General features: G+C 43.7%; 17 protein-coding genes and 1 pseudogene (1 of these 18 only partly in view). 2 read left to right on the top strand and 16 right to left on the bottom strand.

Annotated features, from left to right (window positions below; genetic code table 11):
- The 6 genes and pseudogenes from secA to QVP35_RS07895 form a co-directional block, all read right to left on the bottom strand.
- Positions 1-1,576: pseudogene (gene secA, locus QVP35_RS16600) on the bottom strand (preprotein translocase subunit SecA); it reaches 1,018 nt to the left of the window's first position.
- 196 nt (positions 1,577-1,772) lie between these two features.
- Entirely contained in the window at positions 1,773-2,303 is a 531-nt protein-coding gene (gene hpf / locus QVP35_RS07875; protein WP_006568547.1) for a ribosome hibernation-promoting factor, HPF/YfiA family, read from the bottom strand.
- A gap of 325 nt (positions 2,304-2,628) precedes the next feature.
- Positions 2,629-3,564 carry a thioredoxin-disulfide reductase gene (gene trxB, locus QVP35_RS07880; RefSeq protein WP_006568546.1) on the bottom strand — a complete coding sequence of 312 codons (936 nt, stop codon included), beginning with the start codon at positions 3,562-3,564 and terminating at the stop codon, positions 2,629-2,631.
- A gap of 65 nt (positions 3,565-3,629) precedes the next feature.
- Positions 3,630-3,953: a thioredoxin gene (gene trxA, locus QVP35_RS07885; RefSeq protein WP_009289917.1), complete on the bottom strand. Its 324-nt coding sequence runs from the start codon at positions 3,951-3,953 to the stop codon at positions 3,630-3,632.
- Between the two features lie 57 nt (positions 3,954-4,010).
- On the bottom strand, positions 4,011-4,928 hold the full coding sequence (locus QVP35_RS07890) for a DMT family transporter (protein ID WP_009289918.1): 918 nt from the start codon (positions 4,926-4,928) through the stop codon (positions 4,011-4,013).
- A 2-nt stretch (positions 4,929-4,930) separates the two neighbouring features.
- Positions 4,931-5,755: a helix-turn-helix domain-containing protein gene (locus QVP35_RS07895; protein WP_009289919.1), complete on the bottom strand. Its 825-nt coding sequence runs from the start codon at positions 5,753-5,755 to the stop codon at positions 4,931-4,933.
- 210 nt (positions 5,756-5,965) lie between these two features.
- Here QVP35_RS07895 and QVP35_RS07900 point away from each other — a divergent pair, with 210 nt between their 5' ends.
- Together QVP35_RS07900 and QVP35_RS07905 are read left to right on the top strand one after the other, a co-directional pair.
- The gene (locus QVP35_RS07900) at positions 5,966-6,232 is read left to right on the top strand and encodes an autorepressor SdpR family transcription factor (protein ID WP_009289920.1); all 267 of its coding nucleotides are present in this window, start codon (positions 5,966-5,968) and stop codon (positions 6,230-6,232) included.
- Positions 6,233-6,862 carry an SdpI family protein gene (locus QVP35_RS07905; protein ID WP_009289921.1) on the top strand — a complete coding sequence of 210 codons (630 nt, stop codon included), beginning with the start codon at positions 6,233-6,235 and terminating at the stop codon, positions 6,860-6,862.
- 12 nt (positions 6,863-6,874) lie between these two features.
- Here the strand turns inward: QVP35_RS07905 and QVP35_RS07910 are convergent, their stop codons facing one another.
- The 10 genes from QVP35_RS07910 to QVP35_RS07955 form a co-directional block, all read right to left on the bottom strand.
- Positions 6,875-8,179, bottom strand: a complete 1,305-nt coding sequence (locus QVP35_RS07910; RefSeq protein WP_022260993.1) for an NCS2 family permease — start codon at positions 8,177-8,179, stop codon at positions 6,875-6,877.
- Positions 8,180-8,256: 77 nt separating this feature from the next.
- Positions 8,257-9,237, bottom strand: coding sequence for an anti-sigma-I factor RsgI family protein (locus QVP35_RS07915; protein WP_009289923.1), 981 nt, complete (start codon positions 9,235-9,237; stop codon positions 8,257-8,259).
- Complete coding sequence (locus QVP35_RS07920; RefSeq protein ID WP_009289924.1) at positions 9,234-9,815, bottom strand: RNA polymerase sigma factor; 582 nt, start codon at positions 9,813-9,815, stop codon at positions 9,234-9,236. Before QVP35_RS07920 ends, QVP35_RS07915 begins: the two co-directional genes overlap by 4 nt.
- Positions 9,816-9,899: 84 nt before the next feature.
- On the bottom strand, positions 9,900-10,520 hold the full coding sequence (locus QVP35_RS07925) for a hypothetical protein (RefSeq protein ID WP_009289925.1): 621 nt from the start codon (positions 10,518-10,520) through the stop codon (positions 9,900-9,902).
- Positions 10,521-10,542: 22 nt separating this feature from the next.
- Positions 10,543-11,046 (bottom strand): hypothetical protein, encoded by a 504-nt coding sequence (locus QVP35_RS07930; RefSeq protein ID WP_022260994.1) that lies wholly within the window; start codon positions 11,044-11,046, stop codon positions 10,543-10,545.
- 60 nt (positions 11,047-11,106) lie between these two features.
- Positions 11,107-12,588, bottom strand: a complete 1,482-nt coding sequence (gene abc-f, locus QVP35_RS07935; protein WP_009289926.1) for a ribosomal protection-like ABC-F family protein — start codon at positions 12,586-12,588, stop codon at positions 11,107-11,109.
- Between the two features lie 289 nt (positions 12,589-12,877).
- Complete coding sequence (locus QVP35_RS07940) at positions 12,878-13,411, bottom strand: VanZ family protein (protein WP_009289927.1); 534 nt, start codon at positions 13,409-13,411, stop codon at positions 12,878-12,880.
- Between the two features lie 83 nt (positions 13,412-13,494).
- Positions 13,495-14,172 (bottom strand): MgtC/SapB family protein, encoded by a 678-nt coding sequence (locus QVP35_RS07945; RefSeq protein WP_006568535.1) that lies wholly within the window; start codon positions 14,170-14,172, stop codon positions 13,495-13,497.
- Between the two features lie 90 nt (positions 14,173-14,262).
- Positions 14,263-14,823 (bottom strand): sugar O-acetyltransferase, encoded by a 561-nt coding sequence (locus tag QVP35_RS07950; RefSeq protein WP_006568534.1) that lies wholly within the window; start codon positions 14,821-14,823, stop codon positions 14,263-14,265.
- Between the two features lie 23 nt (positions 14,824-14,846).
- A complete protein-coding gene (locus QVP35_RS07955) occupies positions 14,847-16,760 on the bottom strand; it encodes an endonuclease MutS2 (protein WP_006568533.1) in 1,914 nt (637 codons plus the stop codon).
- Positions 16,761-16,824: the final 64 nt, after the last annotated feature.

A 16,824-nucleotide genomic window follows, 5' to 3' on the forward strand; every position in this document is an offset into this window, starting at 1 on the left:
TTAAACCGCCCAGAGCGGCTACACCGTCTGCCAGGACAATATCGGTACCACGGCCCGCCATATTAGTAGCGATTGTGACAGCTCCGATCTCTCCTGCATGGGAGATGATCTCCGCCTCCTTTTCATGAAACTTGGCATTCAGCACATTATGCTTGATCCCCTGCTTTTTGAGCATGCGGCTCAGTTCTTCGGACATATCAATGGTGATTGTACCTACGAGCACTGGCTGTCCCTTGGCGTGGGATGCTGCGATGTCCTCAACAACCGCCCTCATTTTTTCCTGCTTCGTCTTATAAATAGCATCTTCGTGGTCAACACGCACAACCGGTTTGTTGGTCGGAATAACGACGACATCCATGCCGTAGATCTCACGGAATTCCTGTTCCTCAGTCTCGGCCGTACCGGTCATACCGGATTTCTTATTATATTTATTGAAGAAGTTCTGGAATGTGATCGTAGCGAGGGTCTTGGACTCTCTCTTTACTTTCACGCCTTCTTTCGCCTCGATCGCCTGATGAAGTCCGTCTGAATACCGTCTGCCCGGCATGATACGTCCGGTGAACTCATCGACGATCAGCACTTCATCGTCCTTCACTACATAATCTTTGTCAATAAACATAAGATTATGGGCGCGAAGCGCCAGGATAATATTGTGCTGGATCGCGAGATTCTCCGGATCGGCCAGGTTGTCTATATGGAAGAACTCCTCCACCTTTTTCACGCCCTGGGCGGTCAAAAGTACGTGCTTATCCTTCTCATTGACCAAAAAGTCTCCGTCTTCTTCAATATCTTCGTTCATCAGGATATCCATCTTGGAAAGTTCCCCGTCAGAGCTTCCCCTCTCCATCTGCCTTGCAAGAATATCGCAGGCACGGTAGAGCTCGGTAGACTTCCCGCTCTGGCCGGAAATGATCAATGGCGTTCTGGCCTCATCGATCAGGACAGAATCGACCTCATCGACAATGGCATAGTGCAGATCGCGCTGTACCAGATCTTCTTTTTCGATGACCATGTTGTCCCTCAGGTAATCAAATCCCAGTTCATTGTTGGTGATATATGTGATATCACAGTTATAGGCTGCCCGCCGCTCGTCGTTTTCCATCTCGTTGGTAACGACACCGACCGTAACGCCTAAGAAGTTGTGCACTTTTCCCATCCACTCCGCATCACGGGTTGCCAGATAGTCATTGACCGTAACGATGTGCACGCCCTTTCCTTCCAGGGCATTCAAGTAAGCAGGGAGAGTGGAAACCAGGGTCTTTCCTTCACCGGTCCTCATCTCTGCGATCCTTCCCTGGTGAAGAATGATACCGCCGATCAGCTGGACCCGATAGTGTTTAAGCCCAATGGTTCTGGCACTCGCTTCCCGGACAACCGCATAAGCTTCCGGCAGAAGGTCGTCCAGTGTCTCTCCATTACTCAGACGTTCTTTAAACTCAGCAGTTTTATTTCTCAGTTCCTCATCGGATAATTTCTGCATCGGTTCGTCAAAAGATTCAATTTTATTCACAATCCCACTGATCCGCTTCAGCTCTTTATCACTGTGCGAACCAAAAATTTTTCCTATTAAACTCATAGTTTCACTCCCAAACAATCAAATTCACATGTAATCTATGATATTGTAACACTTCTATAAAATGTAGGCAAGAAAAAGGTACTTGCAGCAAATATCATACCTGTCCCCCTTTCCATCTCCCAAAATCCAACGCAAATAACACGTTTTTTACCGTAAACAAAAAGGAGGCCGAAGCCTCCTAAAAAAATCATTATTCCTAAAATTCCGGTTCAATCAGTCCGTATGTATTGCCCTTTCTTTTATATACTACGTTTACTTCAAAAGTATCGGCGTTACGGAATACGAAGAAATTGTGCCCCAGAAGATCCATCTGGATACAAGCCTCTTCCACATCCATCGGCTTGATCGCAAACTTCTTGCTTCTGATGATGCGGATCTCATCTTCATCCACATCCTCGTCCTTGTCGATGAATTCCTGTTTCAGTCCTGCACCTTCATATTTTTTACTCATCAAACGGGTTTTATATCTTCTGATCTGACGTTCGAGAATATCAATGACCAAATCAATGGATACATACATATCCGCACTGTCTTGTTCTGCACGTATAATGTGCCCCTTCATAGGAATTGTTACTTCAATCTTTTGTCTCTCTTTTTGAACGCTCAAAGTAACGATGATGTCAATGTCATCAGTCAGGTACTTGTCAAGCCTGCCTAATTTCTCTTCTATTGCTGCCCTGATTCCTTCTGTTACTTCGATGTTCTTACCGCTAATAATGAAATTCATGGCTTCCAACTCCTTTACTATTTGATACTAATTATTATATCATATAGCTTTTCCATTGAAAACAAATCTTTTTATAAAATCTACACAAAACAAGTGTTTCATTTTGTCGAATTTCATTTCCACAATTCGACCTTAATCGGCTGTGGATAATGTGGATAACTTTGTGTATAACTGTATTATCGCGAAGAACTGTGATTTTGCACTGTGGATAAAATGTGATGTTTTTTTTCTGTATTTTTCGATTTGATACTTGAAAATACGACTCTTATACAAATATGACAAAACAGACTTTTCCACTTGATTTTTAAGTTTTTTGCATGTTTCGTTAATTGTCTGGCAATTCTAACTTTTGAAGGTAACTCTCCACTGACACCACACAATTTGCCCCATCTGCGGCAGCAGTCACCACTTGGCGCAGATTTTTGGTCCTCTGGTCCCCACCTACAAAAATTCCTGGAATGTTTGTCACTCCGTCTTCACCGGCTGCAATATAGCCTCTTTCGTCCATTTCAAGCTCATCTTTTAACAGCGTACTCTGCGGAGCCGTGCCTACTGCGATGAATATTCCATCGACTTTCAGCGACTTATCCACATCGTTATGCACATCTTTGATGGAAATAGATTCAACCCTCTCATTCCCGTCAATTTTCGTCACTACCGTATTCCATATTACTTGTATTTTGTCGTTTTTCGTCACTTGATCCCGGAGAATCTTTGCCCCTCTGAATTCATCTCGCCTGTGAATCAGATATACTTTCTCACATATTCTGCTCAGGAACAGTGCATCTTCCAGAGCGACATCACCGCCCCCTACGACTGCCACAGTTTTGTTTCTGAAAAACGCTCCGTCACAGGTTGCACAGTAAGAAACTCCCAGACCTGTCAGTTCTTCCTCTCCAGGGACACCCAGCTTTCTGTGAGTAGCCCCTGTAGCAAGCATAACTGTTTTGGTCTTCAGCACCTCACCATTTTTTAAAACGATCTCTTTTATCGGCTGGTCATGCCTGATCTCTGAGACTTCTCCTGTCTTGACTTCTGCTCCCAGGTCAGAAGCATGGTTGAAGAACTGATCTCCCAGATCCATACCCGTCATCTTTGGAAGCCCCGGATAGTTATCGACTTCATAGGTCTGCACGATCTGGCCTCCTGACATTGCTTCTTTTTCTAAAACCAAGACTTCAAGCATAGCTCTCTTGGCGTAAATGGCTGCGGACATTCCTGCAGGTCCTGCGCCGATGATGATCAAATCATAAATTTTCATAAGGAAAACTCCTTTCTTTTACTTTACTGTCTTTCCTTCTTATTATAACACATTCCCTCGGCATCTTATTCTGTCACCTGCATTTTAAGGGCATCCACGATTTCTTTTTTATCCCTTGCTCCCACAAAACTCTTTTCAACTTTTCCATTCTTGAAGATCAATAGAGTTGGAATGGACATGACACGGAATTTTACTGCTAATTCCTGTTCCTCATCCACATTGATCTTTCCGATCTTCACTCCGTGAAGTTCCTCCGCAATCTCATCCACAACCGGCGACATCATCCTGCACGGCCCGCACCATGCTGCCCAAAAGTCGATCAGAACCGGCTCCTTTGCATTTAATACTTCCTCGACAAAATTTGCTCCTGTTATTTTTAAAACTGACATAATGGTCACTCCTTTTCTAAATCATCATTTACTTTCTGAGTCCATTATACCGCTTTCCTATAATACTTCTGTGAGTAAGTCACACTTTTCACTCTTTTTCTTTTTTTCCACCGATAAAAACAGGCCCGCGATCGTCAAAAAAGCACCGCATGCTGCCCTGACAGTCAGTTTTTCACCAAGGATCAGGACCGACGTAATGATCGTCACCACCGGAACCATATAGATATAAACAGTAGTTTTTACCGCACCCAGCCTTTTCACTGCCGTATTCCAGGTAACGAAGCAGATGGCTGAGGCGCCTATCCCAAGGAACAGAAGATTCCCAAGATTTAAAGGATCAGCAAATCTCTGTCTCCCCAATGAAATATCCGTAAACAGCAGCACCGGAGCCATGAACAAAAGTCCCCATGCAAAACAGCGCCTTGTGGACTGTATGATATTGTGTCCGAAGCTTCCGATTTTTTTTGTCAGCATGGAATAAGCGGCCCATACGAAGGCAGCAAGCACTGCCAGAAAATCCCCTTTTGGGCTCAGATGCAGCGCAGTACCGCCGAAAGAAATCAAGCAGATACCGCACATGGCCAAAAGAAATCCAAGAAAAAACCGTCTTCCAAGAGACTTTTCTCCCGTCACCACCCTTGCCAGAAGTGCCGTAAAAAACGGCGATATAGAAATAATAACTCCCACATTAGAAGCCATAGTGTATGTGAGTGCAATATTTTCAAATAAATAGTACAGTGTGATACCGCACAGACCGGCGGCCATAAAATATTTCTCTTCCCTCCAGCCTTCTGTCTTCAGCCTCTTTGGATAAATAAGAATCAGCACCAAGAAGCCCAGAAGGAACCGGAAAAATAAAATCTCAATCGGCTGAAACTGCCTGAGCAGAATCTTCGTGGAAATAAACGTTGTTCCCCATAAAAAAATAGTAGCCAGTGCAAAGAAATGACCCTGTATGTATTTTTTGTCTTCCATAATTAATAACCTTTCTTATCTGTAAAGATTCTCTGATACTGAGCCGGTGTCAGGCCGAACAGCCGCTTAAAAAAGTTTGTAAAATGGCTCTGATCTGAGAATCCGGTCATTGCCGCCGCCTCCGCCGGCTCGGTTCCCTGCTCCAAATATAATTTGGCCCGGTTTACCCTGATGGATTCCAGGTATTGGTACGGTGTAATCTTCTTGTACTTTGTAAAATACCGGATCAGGCTGTATCTGCTGACGCCTGCAATCTTACAGAGCTGTTCCAGTGAAACGTTCTCACTGTAATGCTCCTTCATATAACTGCATACAGCATTGAGCCGTTCTGTGTCAGGCACCTGTACTTTCTTCTGTTCAAATACCGCATACTCAGAGAGCAGCTGCTCCATGAGAAGATAAAATAACTCCTCCTTTTCAAATTCCTGGCTCCTCTCTGCCACCATTCGGTACACTTCCCTGAGAAGCTCAGCTTTTGAACACTTCCGAATCATCGGTTTTACAAACTCAGGATATTCATTCCTTCCCGTGATCTCTTCTGCGATTTCTTTCATCCTTTCTCTCTTGATATTAATAAATCTGCAGTTCAGAGGATAATCCCCCACCTGCTCGCATGCATGGTTCTCCCTGTAATTAAAAAACAGCAGGTCCCCTGGTTCAATAAGAAATTCCTCTCCCCGGCAGGTCACTTTCCGCATACCGCTCTCGATGCATCCGATCACGTAATGATCATGGAAATGGTTTGGAAATTTTTGTTTGAGTCCGTAAAAACCATAGGCTTCAATCTTTAATTGTTCGTCATAAAATATTTCTCTTATTTCTTTCATAATACTAAGTGTAACATAAATGTGTTGAGAAAATCTTGGATGATATTGCATGACATTTTCACCAGTTCTGCGGCTTGCTGTCTCCGGAAGGTAAGATTTTCTAACTTTCACACTTCATTTAGATATTCTTCTAAATGTTCTTGCTTTTGTATGAGCAGAATGGTACAATACATTTAGATAAACTTCTAAATGTATCAGAAAGGAGGAGCTGTGGGTTTTCAGGAAACATTCAAAGCATTATCAGATTCCACCAGACGTGAAATTTTAGACTTGCTGAAAGACGGTTCCATGCCGGCAGGAGAAATATGCAGTCATTTCGATATGACAGGCGCATCGATTTCCCACCACCTGAACATTTTAAAACAGGCAAATCTCATAACCGACAAGAAACAAGGAAAATATATTTATTATGAATTGAATCTCTCTGTATTTGAAGAAGTGATTCACTGGTTTCAAAGCTTTAAGGAGGACAAATAAATGAAACAATCTAAATCAAGCATTTTACTGACAGTTGTCTCCCTGCTGCTGTCTCTTACAGTTTTTTCTTCCCTTCCGGAACAGATCCCGGCCCATTGGAATGTTCACGGGACGGTTGACCGTTTTGCCCCGAAACTTACGGTGTTTATATTTCCTGGCATCATTTTTTTAATTACCATACTTTTTCAGTTTATGCGGCGCACAGATCCAAACTCTGATAATTATGATAAATTTCAGAGAGAATATCACCGCTACACCTTTGTCATCGGCCTGGTTTTCTTCGCTGTCCAGATCATGACCATTGCGGCCGCTTTCAGGATGGATTTTAATGTTAACCTGATCTTCTGCCTGGGAATAGGAAGTTTATTTATTTTTATCGGCAATCTGCTGCCTAAAACAAAACATAATTATTTTATCGGTATTCGAACTCCATGGACCCTGGCCGATGAACAAAACTGGTTTCGGACACACCGGCTCGCCGGAAAAATATGGGTCCTGGGAGGCTTGATAGTCGCGCTTACCGCTCTTGCACCCGAATCGTTTCAGGTACCTGTCTTTCTGACAATCCTTGCGGTCATGGTCGTCACACCGTTTGTATACTCTTATACAGAGTTCCGCAAAAAACGCTGAAAATATTCTTTGTCAAAACAGGGTATAAAAATAAAGCACACTGACCGCACCTAAGAGATACATGAACGGATGTATCTCTTTTGTTTTTCCTTCCGCCGTTTTCATAACCAGATACGTCAGAATGGCGGTGCAGATACCGTTTGCGATATTTCCTGCCAGTACAGTGAAAACTACACACATGAAGGCAGGCATACTCTCTGTTATGTCGTCATAATTGATATGGCGCATAGCCTCCAGCATGCTGATACCGATATAGACCAGCACCGGAGCCGTAGCTGCGGAAGGTATGATAAGGGCCACAGGGGCAAAAAACAGAGCCAGAAGAAAGCATATACTCGTAAACACCACGGTCAGTCCCGTCTTTCCTCCGGCCTCTATACCCGCAGAGGATTCCAGATAAGTAGTCATGCCAGGCATTCCAAAAAGTGCTCCCAGACTCGTTGCAGCCGCATCTACCTGAAAACACTGATCAATGCTGTCAAAATTTCCGTTTTCATCCAAATATCCGGCACGGGCACCGACCCCAAGAATTGTCCCTACGGTAGCAAAGAAATCCGGAACAAACAGGGCCAAAAGGAACGGAAGATACAATACCTGAAGCGCTCCAAAGATATCAATCTGAAACAGCTGTTCCCCGACAGGAGCCGGCATGGAAATAATCTGTTCGGGCAGCTTCGTGACTCCCAGCGGTATTCCGGCTATGGTGGCTGCCAGAATAGATAAAATCATATCTCCCGGCACACGCTTTGCCCTTAAGATTAAGAGAATGACAAATCCAAAGACTGCCGCGATTACCTCCGGCGATCCAAGACTGCCGAATACAAGGCTGTTTTTTGCCTCATCTGCCGTAATGATACCTGCTCCTCTCGCTCCGATCAGAACAATAAAAATACCGATCCCAGCGCTGACTGCATATTTTAAGCTGGCGGGGATAGCTCTTACGATCGCCTCCCTGAGACCCAGAAATGTAATGGCGAGAAACAGCAGGCCGCTCCAGAAGACGATGCCGCCTGCAATCTTTACCGGTACATTATCCGCGCTTATCATAGCGGCCACAATTCCTGCACTGCTGAGTCCCGGCGCCAGGGCAAAGGGACGGTTCGTGTAAAACGCCATAGCAAGTGTCGCAGCGGCGATGAGCAGCACCATAACCGTCATCAGCACATGCTTATCCACCCCTGTGGCTTCCAGCATGTTAGGCACCGTAGCCAGAGCATAGACCATTGTAATGAACACAGTAATACCAGCCAGGAATTCTGTTTTGATATCTGTATGATGCTCTTTTAATTTAAATTTTTTGTCTATCCAATGAATCATAAAAGCCTCCTTCTCTTTTGGAATTATTATTTCCATTTGAAGGAGGCTTCATTCTGCATCTTGGAAGACGTCAACAGTTAATCATCGTCGTCTTCATTGTCATTTTCATCATCACTGTCATCGTCTTCATTGTCATTCTCATCATCATCGTCTTTTTCGTCTCTGATCCTTTTTTCTGTTGTCGCTTTCTTCTTTCTCCGGGTTGTGGACACTGGTTTCTTTTTCTTCTGAGCCGTTCTCTCTGTACTCTCAGTCATTGTCCTTTGACTGGTGCTCACAGAAGCTTCCGTTTGAGTTTGTTTGGAATCCGGCTTCTTTTTGCCAGGCTTCTCACGGCTCTCATTCAGAAGATCAACGAGTTCACTCAAAGACAGTTTTGAGAGATCTTCAATCTTCAAATGCTCATGTTCTTTCATGATCTTGCGGATCAATGTCAGTTTACCTAAAGAAATACCGTACTTTTCTGCGACTTTACGCTCTTTTTTGTCCTCCAACATATGCTGGTCCGTAATCTTCACAGGGATGCGGCGCTCACTTAAATATTTGGTGACTGCGCTGTTCAGTCTGATCGTAAGTTCCTCAGCCTGGTCTCTCTCGGAATGTTCCACAGATAACAGTATATTATTGTCCAGTTTATCTTTTGTAAGATAACCCTGGCGGATCATCTCATCCAGCATGCGGAATACAACTTCCTCCACATCCTGATTCTTATAATCCAGATTCTTAAGAATATTTTCACCGTCATGGTTGATGGCCTCCATACGGATGACCTCATTTTTTTTATTTAATGCAAGTTCGATACTCGGATTAATGTCAACATCAATGATAGCAGAAGCCCTTTGATGTATCGGCAGATTCAGCATGAGCAAAAAACACATGCACATGCCTGCGGCAGCCAGAGCAAACCTTTTCCTCATAGGTGTCAGCTTTGTTTCCTGCTGTCTGGTAATATAATCGTGCTCCTCCATTTTTTGAATCTCTGCTTTTTTCAGACCTTCCACGGAAAGGGAAGGCGCACTCTCAATAGCCCTGGACAGTCTTTCTTCTATTTTATTCATCTGTCTAACACCTCCATTTCCATCAAGTATGCTTCCAGCTTTTTCAATGTTCTCTTATACTTTGACAGAACTGTTGACAGCGGAATGTCCAGTGCTTTTGCAATTTCCCTGTGCTTCAGGCCGGATACGGCGTGGAGCATGACGATCCTTCTCTCCTCTTCTGTCAGCTTCTTTAATACAACTTCCAAAACCATCCGGTCTTCCACATGATCTACAAAGGAAAATTCCTCCTTAAAATCTGTTTCCGTAATCTCCTGACCGCAATATTTCCCCTGTTCCCTTAAACGGTTCATGGCAAAATTTCTTGCAATGGTAAACATCCATGCGAGAGGCTTCCCCATCGGTTTGTATAAATGCGCTGCACTCCTAATCTTTAAAAAGGTTTCGCTCACAACATCCATAGCGTCTTCGTGATGGCGCACAATAGACAGTGCATAGGCATAAATGGTCTTCTCCGTCAAAACATAAAGTTCTTCAAAGGCGGCCATGTCGTCCTGTCCAATGCGCCGAAACAGACGCTCGTCTATTTTTAATTTCTTTTTCTTGTAATCCGGCTCAAAGCTCCAAACAATGATCATACTCTTCCCTTTATCCTATCCCGTGATATTTCATACTTATTGTATCATGAAATATATGGATAAAGCATCTGTTCTTAAAACTTTTTAATCATCTCTTTCAACCCGTACATAAACGACCTTTTTAATCTTCTTATCAGCATTGGCCCGGATTGTAATTTTAGCTCCGCCTAAACGCCTTCCATATACCTTTCCCCGTCTCACGCGGATAATTTTTTTATTAGAAACTTTGTACGTAAGTTTTCTGTTTTTGTAGTTTCCTCCCACGAGCCTTGCCTCAATGTCCTCCCAGTCGCCTTTTTCTACATCCATAGTCCTGTCATCTACTGCAATCCGTGCTTTTACCTTGCCCTTGATAACTTTTACCTTACAGGTTTTTTTCACGTCAGTGCCCCTGATCCGGCAGGAAATATTGGCTGTTCCGGTTTTTCTGGCAATAAAGTCCATATCATCGCCTGTCCGGTCTCTGTCTTCAAACTTAACAACTTTGGCATTGCTCACAGACCACACAAGACAGTCCTCGTCAAATTCTCTCAGTTCTGTATATGCCTTAATCTCAAATTTTTTTCCGATTCTCACTTTTCTTGATGTGCTGGAAAGTCTTGTGATCTGGGTTGGTTCCGGATCATTGTCCGCCTTAACCGGCGCAAAAGCAGCACTTCCCATCAACATGATTCCCGCTAATATAACAGATAATCTTCTTCTCATCTTCATACCCTCCATTTTTTAATCAATCTTCATCTTCGTCATCATAATCATCGTCGTCATCATAATCCTGATCGTCCCAGTCATTGTCATCGTCGTCATCATCCTGATCGTCCCAGTCATCATCATCGTCGTCATCCTGGTCGTCCCAATCATTGTCATCGTCGTCATCATCCTGCTCATCCCAGTCATTATCGTCATCCCAGCGATCCCTGTCTCTTTGATTCTTTTCATTCCTCCTGTTGTCTCCGGAAGTTTGTGCATTGTCCTGCCCCTGTTCCGTAGTTTGCGGTGCAGCAGTTACTGCAGCTTCTGTGGCTTTTGCTATATTCTCCGCTGCTTCCTGTTTTACTGCGGCAGTCGCTGCATCGGCCTCTGTTTTTTCTTCCAGAGTTTTCTCTTTTAATTCCTTCATCCTGGCTTTTGCCGCTTCATCTGCCCTGACTCCCGAAATTTGAAATGCTCCGACAGCCATGCCGCTTAATACTGCAATGATAAGAAAAACCTTTGTTACAAATGCTTTTTTCATACCGTATCTCCTTTCTCTGTTTCTTTCCGTTTCAATATAGTAACGGGGAAAGGAACTGTTTTATTGCATCAAAACTTCTTTTGTTTTAATTTTTTCACAGAAAGATCGGTCATGCTCCACAAATAAAAGCGTTATCCGACTGTTTTTCAGCAAATCTTCGATCTGCATTCTTGAAAATACATCAATATAGTTCAAAGGTTCATCCCACAAATACAGATGGGCCTGTTCACAGAGGCTCCCTGCGATCAGCACCTTCTTTTTCTGGCCCTCGCTGAATTCTTCTATCTTTTTTTCAAATTGTAATCTGGAAAAATCCAGTTTCCTCAAAATTGCTTTAAACAGACTCTCATCAATACCGCAGTTGTATGCATACTCTCTGAGATCCCCTTTCAAACCATCTGTGTTCTGGGGTACATAAGAAATTTTCAAACCATTGGCTTTGTAGAGAGAACCTACGTGATCCACCGGCTTTCCAAGCAAAAGTTTCAGCACACTGGATTTTCCGCAGCCATTTTTCCCAACCAGGGCAATCCTGTCCCCCTTTTCAATATGAAAGGACAGATTTTCGGTTACAATTTTGCTTCCATAGGAAATTGATACATCCTCCAATACTGCCAGCCTCTTCGCATGGTGTTCCAGAGGAGAGATTTTTAAGGATTCCGCAGTCTCAATATTTTTTAACAGTTTTGATTTCTCTCTAACTGCCTCTTCCTTTCTTGTCTCTGCCGCCTTTGACCGCTTCATCATTTTTGCCGCCTTATGGCCGATGAATCCCCTGTCTGGGCGGAGCCCGGAGTCTCTGGTGCCCCTTTTTGTCTTTTCTACCTGATCTGACCATCTCTCAGATCTTCTCTGAGATTTTGAAAGCCGTCCAATTTCCTTTTTTAACTTCTCATTTTCTGAAAACTCATACTGATCCCTGAGGATCTTATTTTCATACCAGGAAGAAAAATTCCCCTTCTGGACCTCGATATCCGTTCTGTTCACAGATAAAATGTGATCCGTACACTCATCCAGAAATGCCCGGTCATGGGATACAAGAATAAATCCTTTCTTGGAATTTAAATACATTCCCACTTTTTTTCTGGCCTCGGCGTCAAGGTGATTGGTAGGCTCATCAATCAGAAGAAAATTATTTTCTTTTCCAAACAAAACAGCCAGCAGCACTTTCGTCTGCTCTCCGTTTGATAACGTTTGAAACGGGCGGTACAGGACTTCATCCGGCACGTCCAGCTGTGACAGTTCTTTCATAACCTTCCAAAGTTCATATTGCGGGTCTACAGACTCCAGAACGTCCGCCGTAAGCATCGCCGGGTCCTTTACCGGATACGGAAAATAATCAAATGATACACTCGCCGCAATAGAGCCCCTATACTCGTACTCCCCCATCAATAATTTTAAAAATGTAGTTTTCCCCCTTCCGTTTCTCCCCGTAAATCCAAGCTTCCAGTCTGTATCAATTTGAAATGAGACATGCTCAAAAATATAATCGAAACTGGTATCATAGGAAAACGTTAAATCTGAAATTTGAATCCTAGACATAAAGGTACCTCCTGACCGTGATAAGTTATTTAATAAAACAAAAAACCTGCAGGAAAGACTTTCCCCGCAAGTTCGCATACAAAAATATCACGCACGCCAAGCGTACACTAATATCAATCTATATAGAAGCAGTTCGGATGATCTTTCTTGCAGAGCGCATAAAACCAGAAGGAAACCTCCTTCTCCTCTTATGCCGATTAAATTTTAGCAAGAAATCATCATCATCCTTCCACACCTCATTTCTTTTTCTTAGTTAAAGTATAAAATACCTTTTATATCTTGTAAAGCCTTAATTAAAGGCAATGAGCAGGCCTATAAGAACTGCAGTGATCATTCCGACCACGGCTGCAGTTCCGGCAACAGCCGTCTTTGCCTTCTCTTCCTTTCCCATGCAGACAAACAGCAGAACTTTATAACACATAACTCCAAAAAGTCCTCCGGCACAGTTTAAAATAATATCGTCAATATCTGTGGCTCCAATGGCTGCTGCATATTGAAAGGCTTCAAAGAACAAGCTGATGCCAAAGACTGCCAGCAGGCTTTTAACCGCTTTTCTTCTTTTCATAAAGAACATCAGATAAATTCCCAGCGGAAGAAATAAAATGATATTCCCATAAATATTCAGGTCGCCGATTCCTGAAGAACTCATAATCTGCCGAAACGGAACTAAATTTAAAGATCTTGAAAAGTATCTTCCATGCTGAAACAGCTGCCATGGCTGTACATACTTAAACAGAATATTTTCCAGCAGAAATGCCAGATAAAAAATAAAGACTCCGTTAAATATTCCATCCCGAAGCTTTCTGTTCCTATGATTACCCATAAAACTACCCCCTTTTCTTTCTATCAGGGTATCATAAAAAACAGAAAAAAAAGCTTCAAGATTCTTATAATTTTCTTTCAATCTTAAATATCAATGGATTCAATATTCTCATTCTCAAGCAGCCGCTGAATCGCATCGTACATATCAAAGCTGTCCGGCAGCTTCACGTCCAGTCTGACCTTGATGCTCTCATTTCCTATCTTCTGGACTGAGATGTTTAAAATTTCTATGGACTCCTCCCTGATCGTTTCCTGAATCATCTTTACAGCGTCAGGGCCATTGGGCAGTTTCAGGGTAATCACTTCCACCGTGGGCGTTTTGATCCACTTAAAGTCACGGTGCAGGACCCACTGCACAATGATCAGAAGAATCGTACTGAAAATCCCGATCAGATACTGCCCGCCGCCTACGGACATGCCGACTCCCACAGTGGCCCAGATGCCCGCCGCGGTCGTCAGTCCGCTGACACTCTGGTTATGTACAAAGATAATACCTGCACCCAGAAAACCGATGGCGGTTACGACACCTGCCGCAATCCTTGACGGGTCCAGTCCAACGTTGTGGACGGCGAGAATATCACTGAATCCATACTTGGAGATAATCATCATCAGCGCGGCGGCCAATGATACGATCACATGAGTCCTGATGCCCGCGGTTTTGAGTCTGTTCGTCCGCTCATAGCCAATACAGGCTCCGCAGACTGCTGCCAGAAGGATCCTTGCACTGTATTCAAGCTGTAATATAAGGCCTGTCATTTGCATCACACTTCTTTCCCTCGTTTTAATTAGAGTATAGCATTGTACTTAAAAATGTGCAATGCAGCCTTAATTTTCTGCCGCTTCTGCTTTCTGTTATTCAGACAGATTCCGAATGATTCTGCATGGATTTCCTGCCGCCAGCACCCCGGCGGGCAGGTCCTTCGTCACAACACTTCCGGCCGCAACAACTGTGCCGTCACCGATGGTCACGCCGGGAAGCACGGTCACATTACCTCCGATCCAGACATTGTTTCCTATATGGATCGGATAGGCATATTCAAGCCCTTCGTTTCTCTGTTCTATATCAAACGGATGTCCCGCTGTATAAAAAGAACAATTAGGCGCTACGAAGACATCGTGTCCAAATGTAACTTTGGCTCCGTCCAAAATAGTACAATGATAGTTCAGAAAACACCTCTCACCAACTTCAATGTTATAGCCGTAGTCACAAAAAAACGGCTGCTCCACCATAAATTCTCCCTCTGTTTTTCCCAGAATCCTCTTCATGAGTTCTGTCCTTTTTTCCAATTCCTTCGGCATCAGCCGGTTATATTCTGCACACAGCTCCTGGCAGTCAAGCCGCTCTTCCTTTAAATCCGTATCATAATTCGCATTATAAAGCATTCCCAAAGCCGCTTTTTCCTTCTCTGTCATTCTCAATTCCTCCTGTTTTTTCTCTATTCCTCTGTCTTTATAACCAGGTCCTCCCGGAAACCTTTTCCCATTTTATGTCTTGCTTTTCTGTTTTCTACTGTATCAAAAATAACGGAAAAATCATAGTCTTCCGGATAAAGTTCTGATGCTGCTACTTTCAGTTTCAGACGTTTATGGCTGAAGAGCTTCTTTTCTCTCTTAATCTGTACCAGTACCTGACCATTTTCATCGGCAGGCTTCACTATGATCCCAATCTCCCCTTCCGGCAGAACTGTCACACTGTCCCCGGTAACAAATCTTCTTATTTTAGTTTCCTTTTTCTTCTCTGTCTTTTGAATGGACGGGGCTTTTTCACGCCGCAGCTTCTCCTGTGTATCCGTCAGCTGCAAACTGTCTATGACAGCCTCACTTTTCTCTCCGTACGCCTCTCTGGCTGCGGCACTGAGCATTGCCCCCGGGAAACCAAGCCGCTTTGCAATGTAAAGGGCACAGCTTTCTCCCGCCTCGCCTACCTTCAGCCGGTACAAAGGCTTCAAAGTTTCCCTGTCAAACTCCATCCTTGCATTCACCACTTCCGGATACCGGTCTGCGTATTCTTTTACCTCGGGATAATGGGTGGTCACCAGAAATAATGCTCCGCTGTTTCTCAACTCTTCGAGGATCGCCACTGCGATTCCCATTCCTTCCGCCGGATCGGTCCCGGAACCCAGTTCATCTAATATGACAAGACTGTCTTTCTGACTTCTTTTTAATATTTCCAGAACATTCTTGATGTGTGCTGAAAAGGTAGACAGGTTATCAGAAATATTCTGTCCGTCTCCAATATCACAAAGGATCTCATTCTGCATACAGAGTTCTGCACATTCACAGGGAACATGAAGCCCGGAGCATGCCATCGCGCTCATTAAGGCGACCGTCTTAATTGCTACCGTTTTTCCTCCTGTATTCGGTCCTGTTATGATGACTCCGCGGTTTTCTCTGCCTATTTCAAAGTCTAACGGCACACAGGTTTCCCCTGACAGCATTGGATGCCTGGCTTTCTTAAGCCTGATGTAATGCTCTGTATTAATCTCAGGTTCCACTGCATTCATTTCAAGGCTCAGGCGTCCCTTGGCAAATATAAAGTCAAGCTTTTCGATCACACGAATATCTTCTTTCAAAGCTTCCTCATTCTGTGCTGCCAGGCTCGTCAGGCTGTAAAGGATTCTTCTTTCTTCCGAATCCTCCTCAATCTGATAAAGTTCCAGTTCCTCTCTGAGCCCTGCAACTGAAGCAGGCTCCACAAAGATAGTGGCACCGGTGGAAGACTGGTCAACTGCGCTTCCCAAAACCATATTTCTGCATTTTTTACGGACAGGAATACAATACCTTCCGTTTCTTTTCACTACAAATGCATCGCTCAAATACGTTTTATTTGCTCTCAGTGCTTTTTCAGCTTTCTCTCCAATTTTCTCACTGAGCAGAAGCATCTGCTTTCGGATGTCTTTCAGGTATGGTGACGCATAGTCATCTACCCTTCCATTTCTGATACACTGCCTGATCTCCTCTTTCAGGTCATCCAGGGATTCTAAATTCTGGTTATAAAAAGCCAGGCTGATTTGTTCAGCCTCCCCTTTCTTAAGGTAGATCTTCAGCCGTGCGACAGAATTTAAAAACATACACAATTCTTCCAGTTCCTCCGGCAGCAGCAGTGCCCCCGCAGCTGCTTTTTTTATATATTCTTCCATATGATCCATGGCCGGGAGAGGTGGTGTTCCATATGTCTCCACCATTCCTCTTGCCTGGGATGTGTCATTTATATGTTTCCTCAGCTTCAGTTCAGACAATAAAGGCAGCATCCGGCCGATCCGTTCCTTTGCCCCCGCAGAAAATGCATAGTCTTTGAGCTGCTCTAATATCTGATGATATCCCAATGTTGTCAACGATTTATTTTTCATGATAGATTCCTTTCTCAGTCAAGGCAGAATGATGCCTATTTATCATAGTTTAATTTCCTGAAAT

Source organism: Anaerostipes sp. CAG:276 (assembly GCF_000432215.1).
Taxonomy (GTDB): domain Bacteria; phylum Bacillota; class Clostridia; order Lachnospirales; family Lachnospiraceae; genus Anaerostipes; species Anaerostipes caccae.

Excerpts from the sequence above, each read along its gene's own strand:
- hpf (WP_006568547.1), bottom strand. The coding sequence starts at position 2,303 with ATGAATTTCATTATTAGCGGTAAGAACATCGAAGTAACAGAAGGAATC.
- trxB (WP_006568546.1), bottom strand. The coding sequence starts at position 3,564 with ATGAAAATTTATGATTTGATCATCATCGGCGCAGGACCTGCAGGAATG.
- trxA (WP_009289917.1), bottom strand. The coding sequence starts at position 3,953 with ATGTCAGTTTTAAAAATAACAGGAGCAAATTTTGTCGAGGAAGTATTA.
- QVP35_RS07890 (WP_009289918.1), bottom strand. The coding sequence starts at position 4,928 with ATGGAAGACAAAAAATACATACAGGGTCATTTCTTTGCACTGGCTACT.
- QVP35_RS07895 (WP_009289919.1), bottom strand. The coding sequence starts at position 5,755 with ATGAAAGAAATAAGAGAAATATTTTATGACGAACAATTAAAGATTGAA.
- QVP35_RS07905 (WP_009289921.1), top strand. The coding sequence starts at position 6,233 with ATGAAACAATCTAAATCAAGCATTTTACTGACAGTTGTCTCCCTGCTG.
- QVP35_RS07910 (WP_022260993.1), bottom strand. The coding sequence starts at position 8,179 with ATGATTCATTGGATAGACAAAAAATTTAAATTAAAAGAGCATCATACA.
- QVP35_RS07915 (WP_009289923.1), bottom strand. The coding sequence starts at position 9,237 with ATGAATAAAATAGAAGAAAGACTGTCCAGGGCTATTGAGAGTGCGCCT.
- QVP35_RS07920 (WP_009289924.1), bottom strand. The coding sequence starts at position 9,815 with ATGATCATTGTTTGGAGCTTTGAGCCGGATTACAAGAAAAAGAAATTA.
- QVP35_RS07925 (WP_009289925.1), bottom strand. The coding sequence starts at position 10,520 with ATGAGAAGAAGATTATCTGTTATATTAGCGGGAATCATGTTGATGGGA.
- QVP35_RS07930 (WP_022260994.1), bottom strand. The coding sequence starts at position 11,046 with ATGAAAAAAGCATTTGTAACAAAGGTTTTTCTTATCATTGCAGTATTA.
- abc-f (WP_009289926.1), bottom strand. The coding sequence starts at position 12,588 with ATGTCTAGGATTCAAATTTCAGATTTAACGTTTTCCTATGATACCAGT.
- QVP35_RS07940 (WP_009289927.1), bottom strand. The coding sequence starts at position 13,411 with ATGGGTAATCATAGGAACAGAAAGCTTCGGGATGGAATATTTAACGGA.
- QVP35_RS07945 (WP_006568535.1), bottom strand. The coding sequence starts at position 14,172 with ATGCAAATGACAGGCCTTATATTACAGCTTGAATACAGTGCAAGGATC.
- QVP35_RS07950 (WP_006568534.1), bottom strand. The coding sequence starts at position 14,823 with ATGACAGAGAAGGAAAAAGCGGCTTTGGGAATGCTTTATAATGCGAAT.
- QVP35_RS07955 (WP_006568533.1), bottom strand. The coding sequence starts at position 16,760 with ATGAAAAATAAATCGTTGACAACATTGGGATATCATCAGATATTAGAG.